Origin of the sequence: Streptomyces anatolicus (genome assembly GCF_019400875.1) — a bacterium.
GTDB classification, from domain to species: Bacteria; Actinomycetota; Actinomycetes; order Streptomycetales; family Streptomycetaceae; genus Streptomyces; species Streptomyces anatolicus.
Genome location: NZ_WMBF01000025.1, coordinates 1 through 23,876 on the forward strand (window position 1 = coordinate 1; position 23,876 = coordinate 23,876).

General features: G+C 70.9%; 21 protein-coding genes and 1 riboswitch. Of the genes, 6 read left to right on the forward strand and 15 right to left on the reverse strand.

What is annotated here, in order from left to right; translation table 11 throughout:
- Positions 1-22: 22 nt before the first annotated feature.
- Positions 23-409: a phosphatase PAP2 family protein gene (locus GKQ77_RS04950; protein WP_219687475.1), complete on the reverse strand. Its 387-nt coding sequence runs from the start codon at positions 407-409 to the stop codon at positions 23-25.
- Positions 410-569: 160 nt separating this feature from the next.
- Between GKQ77_RS04950 and dprE1 the strand changes: the two genes are divergently transcribed.
- Together dprE1 and dprE2 are read left to right on the forward strand one after the other, a co-directional pair.
- Positions 570-1,949 carry a decaprenylphosphoryl-beta-D-ribose oxidase gene (gene dprE1 / locus GKQ77_RS04955; protein WP_219687476.1) on the forward strand — a complete coding sequence of 460 codons (1,380 nt, stop codon included), beginning with the start codon at positions 570-572 and terminating at the stop codon, positions 1,947-1,949.
- A gap of 13 nt (positions 1,950-1,962) precedes the next feature.
- Positions 1,963-2,718 carry a decaprenylphospho-beta-D-erythro-pentofuranosid-2-ulose 2-reductase gene (gene dprE2 / locus GKQ77_RS04960; RefSeq protein ID WP_219687477.1) on the forward strand — a complete coding sequence of 252 codons (756 nt, stop codon included), beginning with the start codon at positions 1,963-1,965 and terminating at the stop codon, positions 2,716-2,718.
- A gap of 30 nt (positions 2,719-2,748) precedes the next feature.
- On the opposite strand, the gene GKQ77_RS04965 is transcribed toward dprE2, so the two are convergent.
- From GKQ77_RS04965 to glyA, 4 genes are read right to left on the reverse strand one after another with little or no spacing between them, the layout of a single operon-like run.
- Positions 2,749-3,948: a hypothetical protein gene (locus GKQ77_RS04965; protein ID WP_219687478.1), complete on the reverse strand. Its 1,200-nt coding sequence runs from the start codon at positions 3,946-3,948 to the stop codon at positions 2,749-2,751.
- A gap of 37 nt (positions 3,949-3,985) precedes the next feature.
- Positions 3,986-4,573 carry a 2'-5' RNA ligase family protein gene (locus tag GKQ77_RS04970; protein WP_219687479.1) on the reverse strand — a complete coding sequence of 196 codons (588 nt, stop codon included), beginning with the start codon at positions 4,571-4,573 and terminating at the stop codon, positions 3,986-3,988.
- Positions 4,574-4,629: 56 nt separating this feature from the next.
- A complete protein-coding gene (gene trpS, locus GKQ77_RS04975; protein ID WP_219687480.1) occupies positions 4,630-5,643 on the reverse strand; it encodes a tryptophan--tRNA ligase in 1,014 nt (337 codons plus the stop codon).
- A 24-nt stretch (positions 5,644-5,667) separates the two neighbouring features.
- Entirely contained in the window at positions 5,668-6,978 is a 1,311-nt protein-coding gene (gene glyA, locus GKQ77_RS04980; RefSeq protein WP_219687481.1) for a serine hydroxymethyltransferase, read from the reverse strand.
- 40 nt (positions 6,979-7,018) lie between these two features.
- Positions 7,019-7,110: riboswitch (ZMP/ZTP riboswitch) on the reverse strand.
- Between the two features lie 47 nt (positions 7,111-7,157).
- Between glyA and rocD the strand changes: the two genes are divergently transcribed.
- Positions 7,158-8,450 carry an ornithine--oxo-acid transaminase gene (rocD, locus tag GKQ77_RS04985; protein ID WP_258020855.1) on the forward strand — a complete coding sequence of 431 codons (1,293 nt, stop codon included), beginning with the start codon at positions 7,158-7,160 and terminating at the stop codon, positions 8,448-8,450.
- A 78-nt stretch (positions 8,451-8,528) separates the two neighbouring features.
- Here the strand turns inward: rocD and GKQ77_RS04990 are convergent, their stop codons facing one another.
- The 6 genes from GKQ77_RS04990 to pdxR form a co-directional block, all read right to left on the reverse strand.
- Positions 8,529-9,338 (reverse strand): SAM-dependent methyltransferase, encoded by an 810-nt coding sequence (locus tag GKQ77_RS04990; protein ID WP_219687498.1) that lies wholly within the window; start codon positions 9,336-9,338, stop codon positions 8,529-8,531.
- A gap of 129 nt (positions 9,339-9,467) precedes the next feature.
- On the reverse strand, positions 9,468-10,655 hold the full coding sequence (locus tag GKQ77_RS04995) for a glutathionylspermidine synthase family protein (protein ID WP_219687482.1): 1,188 nt from the start codon (positions 10,653-10,655) through the stop codon (positions 9,468-9,470).
- Between the two features lie 50 nt (positions 10,656-10,705).
- Positions 10,706-11,056 carry a hypothetical protein gene (locus GKQ77_RS05000; protein WP_219687483.1) on the reverse strand — a complete coding sequence of 117 codons (351 nt, stop codon included), beginning with the start codon at positions 11,054-11,056 and terminating at the stop codon, positions 10,706-10,708.
- A gap of 336 nt (positions 11,057-11,392) precedes the next feature.
- Positions 11,393-12,283, reverse strand: a complete 891-nt coding sequence (locus GKQ77_RS05005) for an NAD(P)-dependent oxidoreductase (RefSeq protein WP_219687484.1) — start codon at positions 12,281-12,283, stop codon at positions 11,393-11,395.
- Positions 12,284-13,315: 1,032 nt separating this feature from the next.
- The gene (locus tag GKQ77_RS05010; protein ID WP_219687485.1) at positions 13,316-14,776 is read right to left on the reverse strand and encodes an NF041680 family putative transposase; all 1,461 of its coding nucleotides are present in this window, start codon (positions 14,774-14,776) and stop codon (positions 13,316-13,318) included.
- A 142-nt stretch (positions 14,777-14,918) separates the two neighbouring features.
- Entirely contained in the window at positions 14,919-16,325 is a 1,407-nt protein-coding gene (gene pdxR / locus GKQ77_RS05015) for a MocR-like pyridoxine biosynthesis transcription factor PdxR (RefSeq protein WP_219687486.1), read from the reverse strand.
- Between the two features lie 47 nt (positions 16,326-16,372).
- On the opposite strand from pdxR, the gene GKQ77_RS05020 reads away from it, so the two are divergent.
- The 3 genes from GKQ77_RS05020 to GKQ77_RS05030 are packed head-to-tail and all read left to right on the forward strand — an operon-like array spanning position 16,373 to position 18,056.
- A complete protein-coding gene (locus GKQ77_RS05020) occupies positions 16,373-16,903 on the forward strand; it encodes a carboxymuconolactone decarboxylase family protein (protein WP_219687487.1) in 531 nt (176 codons plus the stop codon).
- Between the two features lie 41 nt (positions 16,904-16,944).
- Positions 16,945-17,346 (forward strand): carboxymuconolactone decarboxylase family protein, encoded by a 402-nt coding sequence (locus GKQ77_RS05025; protein ID WP_219687499.1) that lies wholly within the window; start codon positions 16,945-16,947, stop codon positions 17,344-17,346.
- The gene (locus tag GKQ77_RS05030; RefSeq protein WP_219687488.1) at positions 17,343-18,056 is read left to right on the forward strand and encodes an isocitrate lyase/PEP mutase family protein; all 714 of its coding nucleotides are present in this window, start codon (positions 17,343-17,345) and stop codon (positions 18,054-18,056) included. Before GKQ77_RS05025 ends, GKQ77_RS05030 begins: the two co-directional genes overlap by 4 nt.
- Before the next feature lie 97 nt (positions 18,057-18,153).
- Here the strand turns inward: GKQ77_RS05030 and GKQ77_RS05035 are convergent, their stop codons facing one another.
- Genes GKQ77_RS05035 through GKQ77_RS05050 form a run of 4 tightly spaced genes read right to left on the reverse strand, consistent with a single transcriptional unit; the run spans position 18,154 to position 23,822 of the window.
- A complete protein-coding gene (locus GKQ77_RS05035) occupies positions 18,154-19,119 on the reverse strand; it encodes an ABC transporter substrate-binding protein (protein WP_219687489.1) in 966 nt (321 codons plus the stop codon).
- A 1-nt stretch (position 19,120) separates the two neighbouring features.
- A complete protein-coding gene (locus GKQ77_RS05040) occupies positions 19,121-21,106 on the reverse strand; it encodes an ABC transporter permease (protein WP_219687490.1) in 1,986 nt (661 codons plus the stop codon).
- The gene (locus GKQ77_RS05045) at positions 21,106-22,248 is read right to left on the reverse strand and encodes a quaternary amine ABC transporter ATP-binding protein (protein ID WP_219687491.1); all 1,143 of its coding nucleotides are present in this window, start codon (positions 22,246-22,248) and stop codon (positions 21,106-21,108) included. The genes GKQ77_RS05040 and GKQ77_RS05045 overlap by 1 nt, the downstream gene beginning before the upstream one ends.
- Complete coding sequence (locus tag GKQ77_RS05050) at positions 22,245-23,822, reverse strand: GMC family oxidoreductase (RefSeq protein ID WP_219687492.1); 1,578 nt, start codon at positions 23,820-23,822, stop codon at positions 22,245-22,247. The genes GKQ77_RS05045 and GKQ77_RS05050 overlap by 4 nt, the downstream gene beginning before the upstream one ends.
- Positions 23,823-23,876: the final 54 nt, after the last annotated feature.

Consider the following 23,876-nt stretch of genomic DNA (forward strand, 5'->3'; position numbering starts at 1 on the left):
GTCGAGGACGGTGGAGATACGTTCAGGCATCGCTGCGGCTCCCGTTCATCCAGGCGGCTCCCACGCGCGCGGTGAGCGCGCCGAGCGCCGCGCCTGCGGCCACGTCCGAGGGGTAGTGGACGCCGACGACCAGCCGGGAGACGCACATCGCGGCGGCCAGCGGCGGCACGAGACGGGCGCCGGCGGGGCGCAGCGCGCCGTACGCGACGGTGGCGGCGGCGGTGAGCGCGGTGCCGCGCAGCCAGGCGCCGCGCCGCTCGCGGTCGGCGGCGGCGCCCACGAGGCCCGCGGCGATCCAGAGCGCGCCGTGTTCGCCGCTCCAGGAGAGGGCGCGCGCGGCGCTCGCCACGCGCGGGTCGGTGCCGCAGTCGCGCAGGGCCGACAGCAACCTGTGGTCCACGTCGTACATGTGACCCCTTTTTCGCCGGGAACCGGACACCTCGACTCTTGGGGCCAACCCTCAAATAATTCCGGCAATCTTGTGATGACACTCCCTTAATCACCCATTTCGGTGAGAGTACGGATGATTTATGGCGAACTACCCCTAACAGGGCGTTACGGTCGGTGACATGCCTGCCGAATCCCCCGCACTGCCCCCTTCCGAAGCCGTGTCCGTCTCCGGCTGGGGCCGCACGGCCCCGACCACCGCCCGGCTGGTGAGACCCCGCACCCCGGAGGAGGCCGCCGCCGCCGTACGCGACTGCGGCGAGCGGGGCGGCATCGCGCGGGGGCTCGGCCGGGCCTACGGCGACGCGGCGCAGAACGCGGGCGGTGCCGTCTTCGACATGACGGGCCTGGACCGGGTGCGGGTCATCGACGCCGACGCGGGCACGGTCGTGTGCGACTCCGGGGTCTCGCTGCACCGCCTGATGGAAGTCCTGCTCCCCCTCGGCTGGTTCGTGCCGGTGACACCGGGGACGCGCTATGTGACGGTCGGCGGGGCGATCGGCGCCGACATCCACGGCAAGAACCACCACGTGTCGGGGTCGTTCTCCCGCCACGTCCTCTCGATGGACGTGCTCACGGCCGACGGCACGGTCCACACCGTCACGCCCGGCACCCCGCTCTTCGACGCCACGGCGGGCGGCATGGGCCTGACCGGCGTCATCCTGTCGGCGACCGTGCAACTCCAGCCGGTCGAGACCTCCTTGATGACCGTCGACACGGAACGCGCCGCGGACCTCGACGACTTGATGGCCCGCCTCACCGCCACCGACCACCGCTACCGCTACTCGGTCGCCTGGATCGACCTCCTGGCGCGCGGCACGGCCATGGGCCGCTCGGTCCTCACCCGCGGCGACCACGCCCCCCTGGACGCGCTTCCGGCTCGGGCACGCGCGCGCAGGGCCCCGCTCGCGTTCCGCCCCGGACAGTTCCCCGCCGCCCCCTCCTTCGTACCGGAGGGGCTGCTCGGCAAGGCCTCGGTGGGCCTGTTCAACGAAGTCTGGTACCGCAAGGCGCCCCGCTCCCGCACCGGCGAGCTGCAGAAGATCTCCGCCTTCTTCCACCCCCTCGACGGCGTCCCGCACTGGAACCGCGTCTACGGCCGCAGCGGTTTCGTGCAGTACCAATTCGTCGTCGGGTACGGCAAGGAGGAGGCCCTGCGCCGCGTCGTGCGGCGCATCTCGGAGCGCGGCTGCCCGTCCTTCCTCGCCGTCCTTAAGCGCTTCGGGCAGGGCGACCCGGGCTGGCTCTCCTTCCCGATGCCCGGCTGGACGCTCGCCCTCGACATCCCCGCCAACCTGCCGGGGCTCGGCGCCTTCCTCGACGAACTCGACGAGGAGGTGGCCGCCGCCGACGGGCGCGTCTACCTCGCCAAGGACTCACGGCTGCGGCCCGAGATGCTCGCCGCGATGTATCCACGGCTCGGCGACTTCCGCGCCCTGCGGGCCGATCTCGACCCGTGCGGGGTGTTCCGCTCGGACCTCTCCCGCCGCCTCGCCCTCTAGGAGACCGGTACTCATGAAAGACGCCTTCGGCACCCCCCAGTCCCTGCTCGTCCTCGGCGGCACCTCCGAGATCGGCCTCGCCACCGCGCGGCGCCTCGTCGCCCGCCGCACCCGCACGGTGTGGCTGGCGGGCCGCCTCTCACCCGCCCTGGAGAAGGCCGCGTCCGGGCTGCGCGACCTGGGGGCGGACGTGCGCACCGTCGCCTTTGACGCGCTCGACCCCGAGTCCCACGAGGAGAACCTCGGCAAGGTCTTCGCCGAGGGCGACATCGACATGGTGCTGCTCGCCTTCGGCGTCCTCGGCGACCAGGCACGCGACGAGGACGAACCCCTCGCCGCGGTGTGCGTCGCCCAGACCAACTACACCGGGGCGGTCTCCGCGGGCCTGGTCTGCGCGCGGGCGCTGCAGTCCCAGGGGCACGGCTCCCTGGTGGTGCTCTCCTCCGTGGCGGGCGAGCGGGCCCGCCGCGCCAACTTCATCTACGGCTCCAGCAAGGCGGGCCTCGACGCGTTCGCCCAGGGCCTCGGGGACGCGCTGTACGGCACCGGGGTGCATGTGATGGTGGTCCGCCCCGGCTTCGTACGCACCAAGATGACGGTCGGCCTGGAGGAGGCGCCCATGGCGACCACTCCGGAGGCGGTGGCGGAGGCCATCGAGACCGGTCTGCGGCGCCGCTCGGAGACGGTGTGGGTGCCCGGGGCGCTGCGGATGGTCATGTCGGCGCTGCGGCACGTCCCGAGGCCGCTGTTCCGGCGCCTGCCGGTCTGAGCGCCGCTCGGGGCCTCAAGCGCTGAGCGCTCAGCGCTTGAGGGTGACGACGACCGCCTTCGACGCGGGCGGCCCGCTCTGGAGCACGTCGACGGTGCCAAAGCCGATCACCTTGTCCGTGCCGGGCACCGGGACGATCCGCTTGAGCCAGAGCTGCTGCTCCGACTCCGGGCGCACGCCTCCGGTGGCGGGCAGCCGAGGCTTCCCGATCTTGGTGCAGGCGCCGTCGGCGGCCAGGTGCCAGTTGCCGTCCATGAAGAAGCCGCCGTCGCCGTCCCGGGTCACCGGGCGCCGGTACGCGCACGCGCCGGGGAACGGCTCGGCCTCCGTCCAGCGGGAGCCGTTCCAGCGCAGAGCGAAGGACGAGGGCCGCGGGTCGGGGTTCTCCTCGGCGTCGTACCCCTTGAAGGAGTGCTGGCCGACGGCAAGGGCGTACGTCTTGGAGGCGACGTCGATCTCCGTGAAACCCGCGAAGGGCTCGGGTGGCACGGGGGCCGGGAAACGCATCGTCGGTGTCTTGGTGAGCGTCCACTTCTCGCCGTCGTACCGCATCGCGGCGGGCTGTGACACCTGGCCTCCCGCGCCGCCGATGCCCGGCCCCGTCGTGCGGGAGCCGACCGCCCACACGTCGTCCGGCGCCGAACCGGCGAGGGCGACGATCCTCTTCGCGGGCATCGGCGTCACCGTCCAGCGGCGGCCGTCCCAGTGCGTGACCTTCCCGTCGCCCTGGAGCACCCACACGTCGTCGGGGGCGATGACCTCGACGTGGGTGAGCGGTCCGGCCGGGGCGTTCTTCACGGGACCCCAGCGGGTGCCGTCCCACAGGGCGTGACGCGGCTTCCCCCGGGCCGAGGAGGTCCCCTCCACGGTGCTCAGCCGGATGCCCGCCGACCCCAGGGACTCCAGCCGCGAGAGGGCGGGGTCGCCCTCGACCGGCATCGGCTTCCGGGACCACTTCTCGCCGTCGAAGTGCAGCAGGTGCCCGCGCGCGAACCGCCCGTCCGTGCCGGCACCGTCGCTGCCGACGGCCCAGATGTCGTCCGGCGCCATGACGGCGCCGTCGATCAGCTCGCCGTCCACCTCGTCGATACGCTCGTACGCCCAGGAGAGCCCCGCCGCGCGCGGCTTGTCCGGCGCGTCCGGCTTACCGCCGCCCCCGTCGCGTTCCTGCGCCCCGCAGCCCGCCGCCACGACGGCTAGCACGGCGACGGCCGCCGCTGATCTGCGCATGGTCCCCCCAGCACGGTCGACCGGAGGGCTGCCCCGGTCAGCGAGCGGGCAGCGTACCCCGGGCCTCCGAGGACGGCGTCTGAGGGGGCACCACGGGGCCTCGGCCGCCGAAGGCGAACTCGCGCAGCTTGCGCCAGACGCCGTCGGAACCCTGCTCGTAGAGCGCGAAGCCGGTGCAGGACCACTGGGCCTCGTACTCGGAGAGTTCCTCGAACGCCTGGTCCATGGCCTCTTCGGCGATGCCGTGCGCCACCGTGACATGCGGGTGATAGGGGAACTGCAGTTCGCGTGCTATCGGCCCCGACGCGTCCCGCACCCGCTCCTGGAGCCAGGAGCAGGCGGCGGCGCCCTCCACCACCTGCACGTAGACGACGGGCGACAGGGGACGGAAGGTGCCGGTCCCCGACAGGCGCATCGGGAAGGGGCGGCCGGCCGCCGCGACCGTGAGGAGATGCGCCTCCACTGCGGGCAGCGCGGACGCCTCCACCTCGGTGGGAGGCAGCAGGGTCACGTGCGTGGGGATGCCGTGCGCCGCGGGGTCACCGAAGCCCGCGCGCCGCTCCTGGAGCAGGCTGCCGTGAGGCTCCGGGACCGCGATCGAGACGCCGATCGTTACGGTCCCCACGTCGTACTCCTGTCGTCGTGTCGGTTCGTCGTGCCGGTGGGCGGTGGGGGCGCTGCTCAGTGCTTGGCGGGCAGGAAGCCCACCTTGTCGTACGCCTGCGCGAGGGTCTCGGCGGCGACGGCACGGGCCTTCTCCGCGCCCTTGGCCAGGATCGAGTCGAGCGTCTCCGGGTCGTCCAGGTACTCCTGGGTGCGGTCCCGGAACGGGGTCACGAACTCGACCATGACCTCGGCGAGGTCGGTCTTCAGCGCACCGTAGCCCCTGCCGGCGTACTTCTGCTCCAGTTCCGCGATACCGGTGCCGGTGAGCGTGGAGTAGATGCTGAGGAGGTTGCTGATGCCCGGCTTCCCGGCCAGGTCGTAGCGGACCACCGTGTCGGTGTCGGTGACGGCGCTCTTGACCTTCTTGGCGGTGGCCTTCGGCTCGTCGAGGAGGTTGATCAGGCCCTTCGGCGTCGACGCCGACTTGCTCATCTTGATCGACGGGTCCTGAAGGTCGTAGATCTTCGCCGTCTCCTTGAGGATGTACGCCGAGGGGACCGTGAACGTCTGGCCGAAGCGGCCGTTGAAGCGCTCGGCGAGGTCACGGGTCAGCTCGATGTGCTGGCGCTGGTCCTCGCCGACCGGCACCTCGTTCGCCTGGTAGAGCAGGATGTCCGCGACCTGGAGGACCGGGTACGTGAAGAGGCCGACCGAGGCGCGTTCGGCGCCCTGCTTGGCGGACTTGTCCTTGAACTGCGTCATGCGGGAGGCCTCGCCGAAGCCGGTGAGGCAGTTCATGACCCAGCCGAGCTGGGCGTGCTCGGGGACATGGCTCTGGACGAAGAGTGTGCAGCGCTCCGGGTCGAGACCGGCGGCGAGCAGCTGGGCCGCGGCGAGCCGGGTGTTGGCGCGCAGCTCGGCGGGGTCCTGCGGGACCGTGATCGCGTGCAGGTCGACCACCATGTAGAAGGCGTCGTGGGATTCCTGCAGGGCCACCCACTGGCGGACCGCGCCGAGGTAGTTGCCGAGGTGGAACGAGCCGGCGGTGGGCTGGATTCCGGAGAGCACACGAGGTCGTTCAGAGGCCATGCGCCCCATTCTCTCAGGTGACTCTCATAGCTCGGAAACAGGCTTGCGGTCCGTCGGCAGGCCGGGGGCCGGGTGGGCGGACATCAGGTCGGCGACCTCGGCCCTGATCTTCGTCAGGGCACCCTCGTCCCCGGTGCGCGCGGCGGCGACACCGCGGTCGATCCAGTCGGCGACGGCCGCCATGTGCTCGGTGCCGAGGCCCCGGGAGGTGAGGGAGGGGGTGCCGATGCGCACGCCCGAGGGGTCGAAGGGCTTCCTCGGGTCGAAGGGCACGGTGTTGTGGTTGACGACGATCCCGGCGCGGTCCAGGGCCTTGGCGGCGATCTTGCCCGGTACGTCCTTGGGGGTGAGGTCCATCAGGATCAGATGGTTGTCGGTGCCGCCGGAGACCAGGTCGAAGCCGCGGGCGAGCAGGGCGTCGGCGAGGGCCCTGGCGTTGGCGACGACCGCGTGGGCGTAGTCGCGGAAGGAGGGCCGGGAGGCTTCGTGGAGGGCGACGGCGATGGCTGCGGTGGTCTGGTTGTGCGGGCCGCCCTGGAGGCCGGGGAAGACCGCCTTGTCGATGGCCTTGGCGTGCTCCTCGCGGGACATGAGCATGGCGCCGCGCGGGCCGCGCAGGGTCTTGTGGGTGGTCGTGGAGATCACATCGGCGTGCGGCACCGGTGAGGGGTGGGCGCCGCCCGCGATCAGTCCGGCGATGTGCGCGATGTCGGCGACCAGGACGGCGCCGGCCTCGCGGGCGATCTCGGCGAAGCCCGCGAAGTCGATGGTGCGGGGCAGGGCGGTGCCGCCGCAGAAGATCAGCTTGGGGCGCTCCTTGAGGGCGAGGTCGCGGACCTCGTCGAGGTCGATGAGCCCGGTGTCCCGGCGTACGCCGTACTGCACGCCGCGGAACCACTTGCCGGTGGCGGAGACGCCCCAGCCGTGGGTGAGGTGGCCGCCCATGGGCAGGGCCATGCCCATCACGGTGTCGCCGGGCTCGGCGAAGGCGAGGTAGACGGCGAGGTTGGCCGGGGAGCCGGAGTAGGGCTGGACGTTGGCGTGCTCGACGCCGAAGAGGGCCTTGGCGCGGGCGACGGCCAGGCGCTCGACGGGGTCGATGTTCTGCTGGCCCTCGTAGTAGCGGCGGCCCGGGTAGCCCTCGCTGTACTTGTTCTGGAGGACGGTGCCGGAGGCTTCGAGGACGGCGGAGGAGACGTAGTTCTCGCTGGGGATCAGCCGCAGGGTGTCGGCCTGGAGCTGTTCCTCGGCGCCGACGAGGGCGGCGAGTTCCGGGTCCTCGGCGGCGAGGGCGGGGTGGTGCTGAGGGGAAGGAGAAGAAGAGGGGGAAGTCATGGCGTCCTCCGGGGCGAGCGGTGTGTGTCCGGTCGTGGTCCCGGGGTGCCCAGGCGGGCGGCACCTCGAAGGTTCTGCCTTCGCACGGCTTCCTCGGGGTCGGTTCCCCGTGCGCCAGTCGCCGTGCTGTTGGGGCCACCATAGCGGGCACGCCGTTGTGTCAGGTTTCTTCGTCCGCGATGCGAGCGACGATAGAGATTGGCCCACCGGCCCACCATCGCCCACGCCGCAGGACGAACGGAGACCCCGTGTCGAGTACGCCATCTCCCCGCACGGCCAGCGAGCAGTACATCGCGTCGGCCGAGGCGCACAGCGCGCACAACTACCATCCGCTGCCCATCGTGGTCGCCTCCGCCGAGGGCGCGTGGATGACCGATGTCGAGGGGCGCCGCTACCTCGACATGCTCGCCGGGTACTCGGCGCTCAACTTCGGGCACGGCAACCGCAGGCTGGTCGACGCGGCCAAGGCCCAGCTGGACCGCGTCACGCTGACCTCGCGGGCCTTCCACCACGACCGGTTCGCCGAATTCTGCACGCGCCTTGCCGAGCTGTGCGGCAAGGAGATGGTGCTGCCGATGAACACGGGCGCGGAGGCCGTCGAGACGGCGGTGAAGACCGCGCGGAAGTGGGGGTACAAGGTCAAGGGCGTGCCGGACGGACGGGCGAGGATCGTGGTGGCCGCCGACAACTTCCACGGCCGGACCACGACCATCATCAGCTTCTCCACGGACGCGGAGGCGCGGGCGGATTACGGGCCGTACACGCCGGGCTTCGACATCGTGCCGTACGGGGACCTGGCGGCGCTGCGGGCCGCGGTCACCGACGACACCGTGGCGGTGCTGCTCGAACCGATCCAGGGCGAGGCCGGGGTGCTCGTGCCGCCCGCCGGGTATCTGGCGGGGGTCAGGGAGCTGACCCGGGAGCGCGGGGTGCTCTTCATGGCGGACGAGATCCAGTCGGGGCTCGGCCGGACGGGACGTACGTTCGCGTGTGAGCACGAGGGCGTGGTGCCGGATGTGTACGTACTGGGCAAGGCGCTCGGCGGCGGGGTCGTGCCGGTGTCGGCGGTGGTCGCGGACGCCGATGTGCTCGGGGTGTTCGGGCCGGGTGAGCACGGGTCGACGTTCGGCGGCAATCCGCTCGCCTGTGCCGTGGCGCTTGAGGTGATCGCCATGCTGTCGACGGGCGAGTTCCAGGAGCGCGCCACGGAGCTGGGCGACCATCTCCACGCCGAGCTGGGGCTGCTGACGGGGACGGGCAAGGTGACTCAGGTGCGTGGGCGCGGGCTGTGGGCGGGCGTCGACATCGCCCCGTCGCACGGCACGGGCCGGGAGGTCTCGGAGAAGCTGATGGACCGGGGGGTGCTGGTCAAGGACACGCACGGGGCGACGATCCGCATCGCTCCCCCGCTGGTGATCAGCAAGGAGGATCTGGACTGGGGTCTTGATCAGCTGCGGTCGGTGCTGAGCTAGCGGTCGGCCGGGTGCCGTACCGGGGGCCCTGCGCCCCTGTCCCCGGTACGGCACCGCGAGGCTTGGCCCGTCGTCACCTCACTTGCGGCCCACGCCCGCGAACATCGCCACCTCGTCGGGGAGCGGCGCGTCGGCTCCGGCGTGCTCGGGCCGCCAGCGGTTGCACGACACGACGCCGGGCTCGAGGAGCCGCAACCCGTCGAAGAAGCGGGCCACTTGGTCCGGGGTGCGCTGGGTGAGCTTCGGTGTCCCGTGCTCGTTCCAGAACGCCACGGCCGCGTCCACGTCCGGCATCGTCGGGCTGGTGACGGTGTGGCTGAGCACGAGGTGGCTGCCCGCGGGCAGGCCGTCCAGGAGCCGTCGCACGGTGGTGTACGCCTCCGTGTCGTCGTCGATGAAGATGACGACGCCGAGCAGCATCAGGGCGACCGGCTCGCTGAAGTCGAGGGTGCGGGCGGCGTGTTCGAGGATGGTGTCGACGTCGCGCATGTCGGCGTCGAGGTAGTCGGTGCGGCCCTCGGGGGAGCTGGTGAGCAGGGCGCGGGCGTGGGCGAGCACCAGCGGGTCGTTGTCGACGTAGACGATGCGGGAATCGGGGGCGAGGCGCTGGGCGACCTCGTGGGTGTTGTCGGCGGTGGGCAGGCCGGTGCCCACGTCGAGGAACTGCCGGATGCCTTCGTCCTGCACCAGGTGACGCACCGCGCGGCCCAGGAAGAGGCGGTCGGCGCGGGCGTACTCGCCGATGCCCGGGTGGAGTTCGCGGATGCGGTCGCCCGCCTCCTGGTCCACCTCGTAGTTGTCCTTGCCGCCGAGCCAGTAGTTCCAGATGCGGGCCGTGTGGGGCCGGGCGGTGTCGACTCTGCTGAGGTCGGACGCGGTCTCGGGCATGGACTCGGGCACGGCGGGCTCCTGGGCGGTGGGGCGGCGGCACGCGGCAGCGCGTTTCAACGGGCAGCCTACCCAAGGGCATTGAGGGGTACGGTCCCGTCGTCACCGATGGCTGCCGATGCCCTGGCCTCAGAGAATCACGTGCGGGACGAACCGTGCGTACTCGTCCGTGATCAGCCCGGACGACTCCCTGATACCGAGCCCGGCCGCCTCGCCCTCGACGACCCACGCGCCGAGGACCACGCGGTTGCCGTCGAAGTCCGGCAGGGGCGCCAACTCCTGGTAGCAGCAACGCTCTTGGTGCGGGGCCGGCTCGGGGGCGCCCGGTTCGTGGACCGTGACGCCGGCGCCTTCCCGGCCGAGGAGGGGCTTGGCGACGTAACCGCGCTCCCTGGCCAGCTCACGCGGGCCGTCCAGGTAGGCGGGGAGCAGGTTCGGGTGGCCCGGGTACAGCTCCCAGAGGATGGCGAGGAGGGCCTTGTTGGAGAGGAGCATCTTCCAGGCGGGCTCGATCCACAGGGTGGAGCCGGTGCCGCCGCCGTTGTCGAGGGTCTCCAGGACGTGCGGCGCGAAGCGGTCGGTGGTCAGCCACTCCCATGGGTACAGCTTGAAGCAGGAGCGTATGAAGCGGAGCCTCTTGTCGACGAAGCGGCGCGAGAGGCGGTCCCAGCCGATGTCCTCCATGGAGATGGAGGCGGTGGGGAGGCCGGCCTGTTCGGCGGTCTCGCGCAGGTAGGCGACCGTCATCAGGTCCTCGCCGAGTTCGTCGGCGGCGGAGTGGGCGAAGTAGAGGGGGCCGCCGGGCGGCAGCAGGGGGGCCTGCCTCTTCCAGGCGGCGACGAGGCGTTCGTGGAGGGAGTTCCACTGGTCGGCGCCGGGGAAGCGCTCCTCCATCCAGAACCACTGGGGGCTCGCGGCCTCCACGAGGGAGGTGGGGGTGTCGGCGTTGTACTCCAGCATCTTGGCCGGGCCCGTGCCGTCGTGGCGCAGGTCGAACCTGCCGTAGAGGGAGGGGAGTTCGGCGCGGCGGTGCCAGGCCTCGGTGACGGCGTGCGCCACGCGCGGGTCCGTGAGGCCGAGGTCGGCGAGGCGGTCGTGTTCGACGATGTGCGCGGCGGCGGCCAGGCACATGGCGTGCAGTTCCTCGACGACCTCCTCCAGTGCCTCGATCTCGGGGAGCGGGAAGACGTAGTAGGCGCTCTCGTCCCAGTAGGGGCGCAGGGTGTTGTCGGGGTAGCGGGTGAGGGGGTAGATCAGGCCCTGGTCCTCGACGGTTCGCTGCCAGTTGGGGCGGGGGGTGAGGGTGCGGCGTTCCATGGCGTGCGGGTCGTCTCGTGCCGTCTCGTCTCTTTTCGTGCCGGGGCTGGTCAGCCGCCGCCGCTGCGGCTGCCGCCGTTGCCGCCGCTGCCGCTTGAGCAGCCGAAGCCGTCGCGGTCCACTGCCTCGCTGCGGCTGAACGTGCCGTTGTCGGCGTGGCGGCCGGTTATCTCGGCGTCGTAGTACCAGGCGGGGTCGGTGGTGCGGTCGGGGGTCCTGCCTGTGCCGTAGGAGCCGTTGCTGGCCTTGCGGCCCTTGCCGTGGGAGGTGCCGGTAAACGTCTTGCAGCTCTTGTCGCCGATGATTCTGTAGCCCAGGAAGCCGTCGTAGCTGTCCCGGTCCACGCAGCGGCGGTCCGGGTCCGAGCCGCAGGAGGTCAGGGTGGCGGCGAGTATACCCATGCCGCCTAGCAGGACGGTGCTTGAGCGGAGGCGGCGGGGGGTTTTCGCTGGCGAGGTCGCTGGCGGCTGTTCCTGGGGGGCCTCTGCCTGGTCCTGCGCCATTTGTTCTGCCACTCCCCCGTTGGTGCGTGTGTTCGGTGGCTAGCCTAGTTGGCGCTTCTCTGCGGGTTCGTTGTGGCTGGGCGCGCAGTTCCCCGCGCCCCTGACGGGGCGCCCACGGCCCGGTTTCTTTCCTGCGGGATCGTCGTGGCTTGGCGCGCCGTTCCCCGCGCCCCTATCGGGGCGCCTGGCACCCCGGACCCTTCTCCGCGCCCCTGGCGGGGCGCGGGGGGCGCTCTACTTGGGTAGTAGCTCGAACAGGCTGGAGAAGCCCTCGTTGCCGTGGCCTGTTGCTATTCGGTGGTCCATCAGGGTTTTTACCTCTCGCATTCTTACCGCCTCCACCCCTACCGACTCCCGGTGGCCTATCAAGTCGTCCATCAGGGCCGCCTGGACGTTCAGCGGGCCCAGGTCCGGGCCGTACTCGCCGGTCTTGATCGCGTTGGCCATCATGGTGAGCAAGGGGGCGTAGCCGGAGAGGGAGTCCGTCAGGCGTTCGGTGAACGCGGTTACGTCGCCGCCCTCCGCCCGCACCAGGTTGAGCGTGTGCAGGAAACCGATGAGCATCTCGAAGCCCATCGCGACCTGGGCCATGAACTCCACGGCGGCGGCCCCGGCGTCCTCCCCGTGGTACGCGATGCCGCCGAGCAGCCGCAGCGTCGGCTCATGGGCCTCGTACGCCTCGCGGGAGCCGCTGAAGGGGAACCTGACGTGCGGCTTGCCCACGTCCGGCGGGTCCCCCATGACCTTGCCGTCGATGTACTCCGCGCCGCGCTCGCGCGCCCAGCGCTCGTTCGCCCGTGCCTGCGCGGGAGAGCCGCTCGTGACGTTCACCAGGACCTTTCCGGCGACCGCTCCCTCCACGGCCGCCAGGACCTCGTCCACCGCCGTGCCGTCGAGCAGGCAGATCACTACGAGCGGGCTCGCCGCCACCGCCTCCGCCGCCGTCGCCGCCGCCGTCGCCCCCGCGTCGACCAGCGGCGCGCTCTTGGACGCGGTTCTGTTCCAGACAGTGGTGGCAAAGCCGTGATCCACGAAGGTCCTTGCGATCGCGGAGCCCATGTCGCCCAGGCCGAGCACGGTGACCCGGCCGGTCGAACCATTGGTTGTCGGTGTCGTATTCGTCATGGTGGGGACAGTAGTTGGGGGTGTCGCGTGAATGGATCGGTCCGGTGGCCTAGGGCCGTTACGGCTTTGGGCGCAGGCCCTTAGCTTGTTCTTTATCTTCCGACCACCGCGCCGCATGAGTGGTCGGAAGATAAAGAACTTCCCAACCTCGATGTCATCCCTGGAAGTGACCCACCGCAGCGGTGATCGTTCGTCGGGTATGACCATGCACAGAGCAGTTACAGCGTTCACGCTCGCAGCAGTATCGGCAGGAACGGCACTGGCAACCGCCGTACCTGCGTCTGCCGGAGGCGTCGGCGACTTGCTGTCGCCAGCCTTCGGCACTAGCTGTGCCAACCAGAACACGGGCGCCCACGCTGACGGCGCGACCACCCATGGCACGGGAGCTGGCAACGGCAACCTCGCTGGCCTCCCGGTCGGTTCCGCCCTCAACCAGTGCGGCGGCGCCGACGCACCGGTCATTCAAAGCCTTATGAAGCCGGACCTAGGCGGTCCTGCCAAGGTCAATGCCCAGAGCGTTCTGGCTCTGGTCAACGTCGGGGTGCAGGACCTCGGTACCCTCAGCTCATGACCAGGGCCTGGCTTCACGACGTCTCTCGTAGGGCGACAGTCCAGGCGATCTTCTGGGGGGTCTCCCGCAGCCGTATGGGACGCGGGTGCGCGAGACCGTCCTGATCCGCACAACGCCCACTCAGCGTGGGGTGAAGGTGTCGATGGTCAGGGCGCCGGTCTCGTCCATGCGGACGCGGCAGGGGCACAGCACTCCCGGAAGGAAAGGACCCGAGGTGCAATCGAAGCCTAGAGGGGTTTGCTTGAGCCGGATGCGGTGAAAGCCGCACGTTCGGTTCTGAGGGGCCGGGACGCGGAGGCGCCCCGGCTACCCGACCCTTCGTCGTGGTCACGTGCACCTTGGTCGGAGCACAGGATCAGACGAAGGCCGCCCCCACGTCCGGCGAATCCCCAGGTGAGCGACCCAGTTCGAGACACCGTTCGAGGCCGGAAGATAAAGAACAAGCTCAGCTTGCTTTTTGTCTACCAACATCTTCCAGGCTTGCCGATGGCCTTAAGAGTCCCGGGGCGTTTGACGGTCTTGCCGACGTCGTAGCGGGGTGCCCGATGTTTGTTCTTGGCGCCGGGTGGCCGTCCAGGGCCAGCGCCCCGCGGTTTGGGAACACGGGTCGGGCAGGCGAGGTGAGCGCGGATGTTTCTGAACCCCCGGCGGACCCGGGCTGGGGTGAGCCGGTCCGAGGCGGTGGGTTTCTCCCAGGGCCGACGAAGGTCCGCGGTGAGGGGCCGGGCGAGCCGGAGCTGGGTATGAGCGACGATCAGGATCCAGGTCCAGCGGTCCGCCGCTTCGGGCGTACGGAGTTTCGGGGTGGTCCAGCCGAGGGTCTGCTTCGCGAAGCGGAAGGTGTGCTCCAGATCGAAACGGCGGAGAAATGCCTGCCAGAAACGATCCACATCGTCTGGGGTGGCGCTGGTCTTGGAGGACCATAACCACACCGGTGGGGCAGTCCGTTCCTTCGATAGATACTCGACCCTTAGCCGTATCAACGTGCCCTCGATCAGGGGAAGTTCGCCGTCGTGGTCGAGCCATGAGGAGCGGTGGGTGAGTCTTGGATGGACCCGGTCCCATGCCTGGGTCTCGGCTTTGCCGTAGTTGGCGGTGTCGGTGACCGTGGTGATCGCGGGCTCGGGCCAGGTCTCCGGCTTGGCGAAGCGGAATTCCGGGCCGTGCTTGGGCGGCCGGCCGCCCTTTGGGTCGTAGACCCGAGGAGGTCGCATGACGCGGTCGGAGCGGACCCGGCCGACCAGCTCGGCCGGCAGATCGCGCAGGACCCAGGCCAGGCGGGTGACGTCGTAGCCGGCATCGCTGACGATCACGATGTCCGGGTCCCCGGCCTGCCACTGACCTGCGGCGATGAGCCGTTCAACGACTCCCCGCAGTTGGGCTGCGGTGACCGCGGTCGCGTCGTCCACCGGCCCCAGCCGGACCGCGTCCAGGATGGCGGTCCAGGACGTGGCTCCCGGCTCCAGCACGGCCACGAAGGAGTAGGGCCAGCCCGGGATGAACTGCGAGGCCGTTTTCGCCCGGCCATAGACGTGGCAGAACAGCCGCTCGGCCGAGCACGGCGCGTCCGAACGAAGCCACGGCGACACATCGACCGCCAAGACCAGGCGTCCACCGTCGAACCGCGGCAGCGGCAAGCCAGCCAGCACCGTCCGCAGCCGATCCACGTCAATCCGTCCGTGGTTCAGACCGCCGTACATCGCTCCGTGCCCACGACGATGCTCGGGCAACAGCGTCAAGTCCACCGGAGACTTCACCGCCCCGTCCGCGCACAGCACCGCGTCCACCAGCTCGAACAACTCGTCGCGCCGCGCGGTCAGACACTCGTAGAACTCGCCCCGGAAGCATGACGCTTCCGCGAACGCTTCCCCCCGGACAGCATCAGACAGCAGACTCACCCTCACGGCCTTCGTCGTGGTCATGTGCACCTTGGTCGGAGCACATGATCAGACGAAGGCCGTCCCCGCGTCCGGCGAATCCCCAGGTGAGCCACTCAGTTCGAGACGCCGTTCGAGGCCGGAAGATAAAGAACAAGCTTAGGACCGCGAGGGCAAGCGCATCGCGTCACGGAAGCACCCGGCACAGTGCCTCCAGCGCCCCCGTCCACGCGTGCTCCGGCGGCGTCCCGTACCCGACCACCAGCGCGTCCCGCTGCCGCGTCCCCGCGAGCGGATGGCGGAAGCGGGCCAGGCCATGGACCGCGAGGCGTTCCCAGTTGGCGGCCTGGACGACCGACTGCTCGGTGCCGGGCGGGAGTTCGAGTACCGCGTGGAGGCCGGCCGCGATGCCCGTGGCGCGGGTCTCGGGGGAACGTGCGGCGAGGGCCGCCACGAGCTGGTCGCGGCGGCGCCGGTAGCGCAGGCGGGCGCCGCGCACATGACGGTCGTACGCACCCGACGTGAGGAAGTCCGCGAGCGTCAGCTGGTCGAGCGTGCCGCAGGACCACCCGGCCGCCTCCTTCTCGCCGAGTACCTCGTCGCGCAGCCCCGACGGCACCACCATCCAGCCGAGGCGCAGCCCGGGTGCGAGGGATTTGCTGGCCGTGCCGAGGTAGACCACGCGCTCGGGGTCGAGGCCCTGGAGCGCGCCGACGGACTGGCGGTCGTAGCGGAACTCGCCGTCGTAGTCGTCCTCCAGGATCAGGCCCCCCTCGCGCCGCGCCCAGTCGACGGCCGCCGCGCGCCGGTCGGGGTGCAGCGGTACGCCCATCGGGAACTGGTGTGCGGGCGTGAGCAGCACCGCCTTCGCGGCGCCCGCGCCGAGGCCCGCGGTGCGGGTGCCCAGGGCGTCGAAGTCGAGGGGGCTCGTCCGCAGGCCCGCGCGGTGCAGCAGGTTCCAGTGGATGTCCAGGCCGTACGACTCCACGGCCGCCGCCCGCAGACCGCGCGCCCGCAGCACCCGGCCCAGGAGGGACAGGCCGTGCACGAACCCGGCGGTGATGATCACGCGGTCGGGGTCGGCGTGCACGCCGCGGGCCCGCGCGAGGTAGCCGGCCAGGGCCTCGCGGAGTTCGACGCGGCCGCGCGGATCGCCGTACCCGAACGCGGAGTTGGGCGCCGCCGACAGCGCGCGCCTGGCCGCCTTCAGCCACTCGGCGCGCGGGAAGGCGGCCAGGTCGGGCCTGCCGGGTGTCAGGTCGTACGTGGGCGCGCCCGCGGGTCTGCGGGTCGGCGCGGGCCGTACCGGCGGCGTGATCACCCGCTCGGCGACCCGCGTGCCCGAGCCCTGGCGGGCGGTGAGCCAGCCCTCGGCGACCAGGTCGGCGTAGGCGTCGGCGACGGTGTTGCGCGCGATGCCGAGGTCGGCGGCGAGGGAGCGGGACGAGGGCAGCCGGGTGCCGGGGGTGAGACGCCCGCCGCGCACCGCCGCGCGCAGGGCGTCCGTCAGGCCCTTGCGCACGCCGTCGCGGGACGCGTCGCCGCCCGTCTCCAGATGCAGGTCGACGCCGAGATTGGCCCAGGATTCCGCCATGGAAATGGACCATACCGGTGGGCTGCCCCGACCCTAGGGTCGAGAGCATGACTACGAACGAGACCACCCCTGAGAACAAGTCGGAGACCGCCTCCGCCAAGGAGTACGTCCACGAGCACACCCCCCGCCTCGCCTGGGCCACGCACGCCCCCGAGGTCTTCAAAGCCATGATCAAACTCGACGCGGCGGCCCGTAAGGGTCTCGACCCGGTGATCTACGAGCTGGTCAAGATCCGCGCGTCGCAGATCAACCGCTGCGCCCTCTGCCTGGACATGCACACCAAGGACGCGCTCGCCGCGGGCGAGAGCGTCGAGCGGATCGTCCAGCTCAGCGCGTGGGAGGAGTCGCGGCACTTCTACACGGCCAAGGAGGTCGCCGCGATCGAGCTGACCGAGGCGGTCACCGTCCTCACCGACGGCTTCGTGCCGGACGAGGTGTACGAGAGGGCCGCCGCGCACTTCGAGGAGGCGGAGCTGACCCAGCTGATCGCCGCGATCACCGTCATCAACGCGTGGAACCGCTTCGGCGTCTCGACCCGCCAGGTGCCGGGCCACTACAAGGCCGGAGACCTCAAGTGAGCACTCGCACCACGCACTTGGACAAGCGCGTCGGCGCCGCGATGTCCGCGCTGAGCGCCGCCGCCAAGCAGGGGCTCGGCGATCCGGTGCTCGCCGAGCTGGTGATGATCAGGGCCTCGCAGATCAACGCGTGCGCGTTCTGCCTCGACATGCATGTGGAGATCGCCCTCAAGGGCGGCGAGAGCGCCAAGCGCATCGCCCTCCTCAACGCCTGGGAGGAGGCCGGGGACCTCTTCACCGAGCGCGAGCGCGCCGCCCTCGCGCTGACCGAGGCCGTCACCGTCCTCACCGACGGCTTCGTACCGGACGAGGTGTACGAGAAGGCCGCCCAGCACTTCAGCGAAGCCGAACTCGCTCATATGCTCGGCGTGATCACCGTCATCAACAGCTGGAACCGGCTGATGGTCAGCCGTCGCATCGAACCCGGGGGGACCTTCTCGTGAACGCCGTCGACACCCTGCGCGCCCTGCACCACGACCGCGCTCCCGGCGACCCGCTGATCCTGCCCGGACCGTGGGACGCCGCGAGCGCCCGGGTCTTCGAGGAGGCGGGCAGCCCCGCGCTCGCCACGCCCAGCGCGGGGATCGCGCTCTCCCTCGGGTACGAGGACGGGCAGGTGCCGCCCGGGGAGATGTTCGCGGCGATCGCGCGCATCGTGCGGTCGGTCTCGGTGCCGGTGAGCGCGGACGTCGAGGGCGGTTACGGCCTCCCGGCGAAGGAGCTGGTGGAACGGCTCCTGGAGACCGGCGCGGTCGGCTGCAACCTGGAGGACTCCCGGGGCGGCGCGCTCAGGGAGCCCGCCGAGCAGGCCGTTTTCCTCGCGGAGGTGCGGGCCGCGGCGGGGAGCCGGCTCTTCGTCAACGCCCGCGTGGACACGTTCCTGCGGGGCGTGCCGGAGGTGGCGGCGGCGGTCGAGCGGGCCCGCCTCTATGTGGCGGCAGGGGCGGACTGCGTCTACCCGATCCTGGCGCCGCCCGAGGCGCTTCCCGCGCTGCGGGCGGGCATCGAGGGGCCGCTCAACGCGGTGGCCGGGGCGGGCGGGCCCTCGCCTCAGGAGCTGGGGAAGCTCGGTGCGACCCGGATCACCTTCGGCCCCGGCCTGCTCCACCGGAGCCTGGGCGCGCTGCGGGACATCGCCGACGAGCTGGTCTGAACCGTGCCGGGCGCCCCTTCAAAAGGCGCCCGGCACCGGTGCGTTGTGCCCACCCGTGCCGCCCTGCGGCACGCCTGCCCACAACGGGAGGAGCGGCTTACTCGGGCAGCCAGCCCTTCCACTTCGACTCGTTCTTGTCCACCCACGCCTTCGCCGCGTCCTCGGGGGACATCTTCTTGTCCGCGATCATCAGGGAGACCTCGTTCTGGTCCTCCTCCGACCACTTGAAGTTCTTCAGGAACTCCGCCGCGTCGCCGCCCTTCTTGGCGAAGTCCGCGTTGAAGTACTTCTGGAGCGGCGTGTGCGGATAGGCGCACTTGATCTTGTCCGGGTCGGCGTCGCAGCCCTCCTTGTACGCGGGCAGCTTCACCTCCGTCATCGGCACCTTCTCGAACAGCCACTGCGGCTTGTACCAGTAGGTGAGGAACGGCTTCTTCTCCTTGGCGAACTGCTCGATCTGGGTGATCTGCGCCGCCTCGGAGCCGGCGAAGACGACCTCGTAGTCGAGGTTCAGGTTCTTCACCAGCGCCTTGTCGTTCGTCACGTACGACGGGGAGCCGTCCATGAGCTGGCCCTTGCCGCCGCTCTCGGAGGTGCGGAACCGGTCGGCGTACTTGTTGAGGTTCTTCCAGTCCGTGACGTCCGGGTGCTTCTTGGCGAAGTACGTCGGGACGTACCAGCCGATGTGCCCGGTGACGCCGATGTCACCGCCGGAGACGATCGTCTTCTTCTCCTTGACGTACCGCTGCTCCTGGTCCGGGTGGCCCCAGTCCTCCATGATCGCGTCGACGCGGCCCTGGCTGAGCGCGTCCCAGGCGGGCACCTCGTCGATCTGGACCTTGTCGACGCGGTAGCCCAGTTCGTTCTTGAGCAGGTACTCGGCGACGGCGACGTCCGCCTGCGCGCCGACCCAGGACTGGACCGAGAGGGTCACCGTCTTGGCCCCGGCGGCGTTCGCGTACGGCGATGCCTGCTTGCTCATGTCGGCGGCGCCGCAGCCGGAGAGCGCGAGGAGCGCGCCGCCGGCCGTGACGGCACTCATGACACGCGTACGAACTCGCATGTCACGCTCCCTTCTTGGCGCTGTGCGCCCGGCGTGCCGTCGGCTGGGTGACGCGGTCGAGCATCAGGCCGAGGCAGACGATCGCGATACCGGCCACCAGGCCGGTCGCCAGGTCGCCCTGCGCGATGCCGAAGACGACGTCGTAGCCGAGGGCGCCACCGCCGACCAGACCGCCGATGACGACGACGGCGAGGACCAGGACGACGCCCTGGTTGAGGGCGAGCATGAGCGCGGGGCGGGCCAGCGGCAGCTGGACCTGGCGCAGCTGCTGCCAGCTCGTGGCGCCGAGGGAGCGCGAGGACTCCATCGCGGCGGCGTCGACCTGGCTCAGGCCCTGGGTGGTGATGCGGACGACGGCGGGCAGCGCGTAGACGACGGCCGCGGCGACCGCGGGGGCGCGGCCGATGCCGAAGAGGGCGACGACCGGGATGAGGTAGACGAACTGCGGCATCGTCTGGAAGACGTCGAGCACCGGGCGCAGCAGGCTCTCGAACCGCTTGCTGCGGGAGGCCGCGACGCCGATCGCGAAGCCGAGCACGAGGGTGACCGCGACACCGGCGAGGACCTGCGCGAGCGTGTCGAGGGACTTGTCCCACACGCCGAGCACGCCGATCGCGCCCATCGCGGCGACGGCGGTGAGGGCCGTCTGCCAGGTGCCGATCAGCCAGGCGAGGGCGGCGACGACGAGCAGCACCGACCACCAGGGCAGGCCCTGGAGGCCGTCCCTGACCGGGTTGAGGACCCAGTCGGTGAAGTGCGCGGCCCAGTCGGCGGTGCCGCCGACGAAGGGCACGCCGGTGTAGATGTGGTCGACCATCCACTCCTTGGCGGTGTTCACCGAGGGGGCGATGTTGACGACCCAGCCGGTCGGCCAGTCCACGCGGTCCGCGAAGCGGGCGGCGAGCGCGGCGAGGACCGTCCCGGCGGCGGCGACGGCCCAGCCGCGTCCGCCGCGCAGCGGGGAGGTGTCCTCGGCGTTCGCACCGGCTCGCTCACCGGCCGCGCCGGTCACCCGGTCCAGGACGACGGCGAGCAGCACGATCGGGATACCGGCGGCGAGCGCCTGGCCGACGTCGACGGTGGAGAGCGCCTGGTAGACGCGGTCGCCGAGGCCGCCCGCGCCGATCACCGAGGCGATGACGGCCATGGAGAGCGCCATCATGATCGTCTGGTTGAGGCCGAGCAGGAGTTCCTTGCGGGCGAGCGGCAGGCGCGCGGAGAACAGGCGCTGGCGCCCGGTCGCGCCGAGCGAGGTCACCGCCTCCATCACGCCGCTGTCGGCGCCGCGCAGGCCGAGCGCGGTGAGGCGGGCCATGGGCGGGGCGGCGTAGACGACGGTGGCGATGATGGCCGCGGGGACGCCCATGCCGAAGACGAGGGCGAACGGCAGCAGGTAGGCGTAGGCGGGCAGCACCTGCATGGTGTCGAGGACCGGGCGCAGGACGCGGAAGCAGCGGTCGTTCAGTCCGCCCGCGAGGCCGAGCAGCAGGCCGATCACCACGGAGGCGAGGACGGCCACGATCATCAGGGCGAGCGTCTGCATGGTCGGCACCCACATGCCGAGCAGGCCGCAGACGGCGAACGCGGCGGAGGCCATGACCGCGAGCCTGACGCCCGCCACGCGCCAGGCGACGAGCCCGGCGCCGATGGTCACGCCGGCCCATCCGGCGGCGAGCAGCACGAGGTAGACGCCGCGCACGGAGAGCACGATGGCGTTGCTGATGTGCCCGAGGAAGTAGACGAACAGCGGGTGGTTGTCGCGGTTGTCGATGATCCAGTCGGTCGTCTTGCCCAGCGGCTCGGTCAGGTCGACGGTGAGCGCGTCCGGCCAGGCGCCGGAGGCCCACTTGGCGTCGAGGATCGAACCGTAGAGGACGAGTGCCGCCGCGGCGACGGCGAGCAGCAGGAGCTTGCCGACGGCACGGTGGCGCAGGAGCGCGCCGATTCCGGTGTCCCGTACGGGACTCGATGCGGTGGCTGTGGCCATCACCCGACCACCTCGCCCTGGCCGGGGACGGTTGGCGCGGGGGCGCTCGGCGCCGGGGGCGTCGGCGCGGGGACCGCGGTGCCGGCGACGACGGCGAGCAGCCCGGCGTGGTCCACCACGCCGAGGCACCGCTTGCCGTCCATCACACGCACCGGGAAGCCGGAGCGGGCGACGGCCTCGATGGCCTCGGAGACCTTGGCGTGGGGCGCGAGGGCCGCGCCGCGGCTCTCGTCGTCGCCGGTGGCGGGGCGCATGGCGCTGCGTACGCTCATCACGTCGGCGCGGGCGACATCGCGTACGAAGTCACGGACGTAGTCGTCGGCCGGGGAGCCGACGATCTCCTCGGGCGTGCCGCACTGGACGACGCGGCCGTCGCGCATCAGGGCGATGCGGTCGCCGAGCTTGAGTGCCTCGCTGAGGTCGTGGGTGATGAAGACCATCGTGCGGCCCTCTTCACGGTGCAGGCGGACGACCTCTTCCTGCATGTCGCGGCGGATCAGCGGGTCGAGTGCGCTGAACGGCTCGTCGAAGAGCAGGACCTCGGGGTCGACGGCGAGGGCGCGGGCCAGGCCCACGCGCTGCTGCTGGCCGCCGGAGAGCTGGCCCGGCTTGCGCTGTTCGAGGCCTTCGAGGCCGACCTTCTCGACGACTTCGAGGGCCTTGGCGCGGCGCTCGGCCTTGCCGACGCCCTGGATCTCCAGGCCGTAGGCGACGTTGTCGAGGACCGAGCGGTGCGGCAGGAGGCCGAAGTGCTGGAAGACCATGGCGGCGCGGCGGCGGCGCAGTTCGCGCAGGCGGGCCTTGTCCATGGCGAGGACGTCCTCGCCGTCGATGGCGATGGCGCCGGAGGTCGGCTCGATGAGCCGGGTCAGGCAGCGTACGAGGGTGGACTTGCCGGAGCCCGACAGGCCCATGACGACGAAGACCTCGCCCTTGCCGACCTCGAAGGACACATCCCGCACGGCGGCCGTGCAGCCGGTGCGCTCACGCAGTTCGGCGGGGCTCAGGCCGTGCAGCGAGGTGTCGTCCGGTATGCGTTCGGCGCGGGGGCCGAAGACCTTCCAGAGGTTCTTGACGGCGAACACGGGCCCGTCGGCGGGCGCCGTGGTCTCGGTCTCGTTCGTCATGGTGGCTTCGCTCATCGGCCGTCACCACCAAGGATCTCGGCACATTTCTCCCCGACCATGAGTACTCCGATCATCGGGTTCACGGCGGGCATCGTCGGGAAGACGGATGCGTCCGCGATACGGATTCCTGCCATGCCCCGGATCTTCAACTCCGGGTCGACCACGGCGAGTTCATCATGGGAAGCGCCCATTCGGCAGGTCCCCGCCGGGTGGTAGACGGTGTGGGCGGCCTTGCGCACCAGCTCGCTGATCTCGGCGTCGTCGGTGACCTCGGGGCCGGGGAAGACCTCGCGCTTGAGCCACTTCTTGAACGGCTCGGCCTGCGCGACCTCGCGCGCCAGCTTGATGCCGTCGACGAGGGTCCGACCGTCGTAGTCGCCTTCGTCCTCGAAGTACTTGAAGTCGAGGGCGGGCTTGACCTCGGGGTCCGCCGACGTCAGGTAGAGGCGGCCGCGCGCGCGGGACTTGGGGATGTTCGGCGTCATCGACACGCCGTGCTCCGGGCGTTCGTAGCCAAGCCGCTCCGGGTTGTCCGTGAACGGGATCTGGTAGAAGTGGAACATCAGGTCCGGGCCCTTGTGGTCCGGGTCCCGCTTCACGAACAGACCGGCGTCGGAGTCCATCGCGGAGTTGCCGGGGATCGGCCCGTTGGTCTCCCAGACGATGACCGACTCCGGGTGGTCGATGAGGTTCTCGCCGACGCCCGGAAGGTCGTGCACGACGGGGATGCCGAGCGCTTCGAGGTCCTTCCTCGGGCCGATGCCGGAGTGCATGAGCAGCCGGGGCGTGTCGACGGCGCCGGCGCAGACCAGCACCTCGCGGCGGGCGGTGAGCAGCGACTCCTCGCCGTCCTTCATCCGCACGTGGACGCCGCGCGCGGTCTTGCCGTCCAGCTCCAGCTTGGTGGCCCAGGTCTCCAGGAACAGGTGGAGGTTCGGGCGGTCGCCGGCCTCCATGTGGGGGTGGAGGTAGGCGACCGACGCGGAGGAGCGCTTGTTGTTCTCCGGGTGGTAGGCGAGGTCGAAGAAGCCGACGCCCTCGTCGAACGGCTGGTCGTTGAAGCCGACGACCTCCGGGACGCCGAGGGCGGTCTTGACCGCCTCGACCCAGTCGGTGGCGATCTGGTTCTGGTCCTTCTTGGCGACGCGCACGATGTTGTTGCGCAGCTTGCCGAAGTAGGGGTCCATCGCCTTGGCGTTCCAGCCGGTGGCCCCGGCCTCCTCCCACTCGTCCCAGTCGGACGGCAGCGGCTTGAAGGAGATCAGGGTGTTGTGCGACGAGCAGCCGCCGAGCACCTTGGCACGGCTGTGCAGGATGTGGGAGTTGCCGCGCGGCTGCTCCGTGGTGGTGTAGCCGTAGTCGAGGTCGCCGCCGAGCAGGCCGAGCCAGCGGCGGAGCGTGAGGACGTCCTCACGGTCGATGTCGCTGGGACCGCCCTCGATGACGGCGACGGTGACGTCCGGGTTCTCGGTGAGGCGCGAGGCGATCACCGATCCGGCGGTGCCGCCGCCGACGATGACGTAGTCGTACTCGGTCGCGGACCGCGGCGCTGCGGACCGGTCCACTGCGGACTGGGGCGTTTCGGCCATGGGGTGGCTACTCCTCTTCCTGCGAGGTCGTGCAAGGTGCTTGCGCGTAAGGGG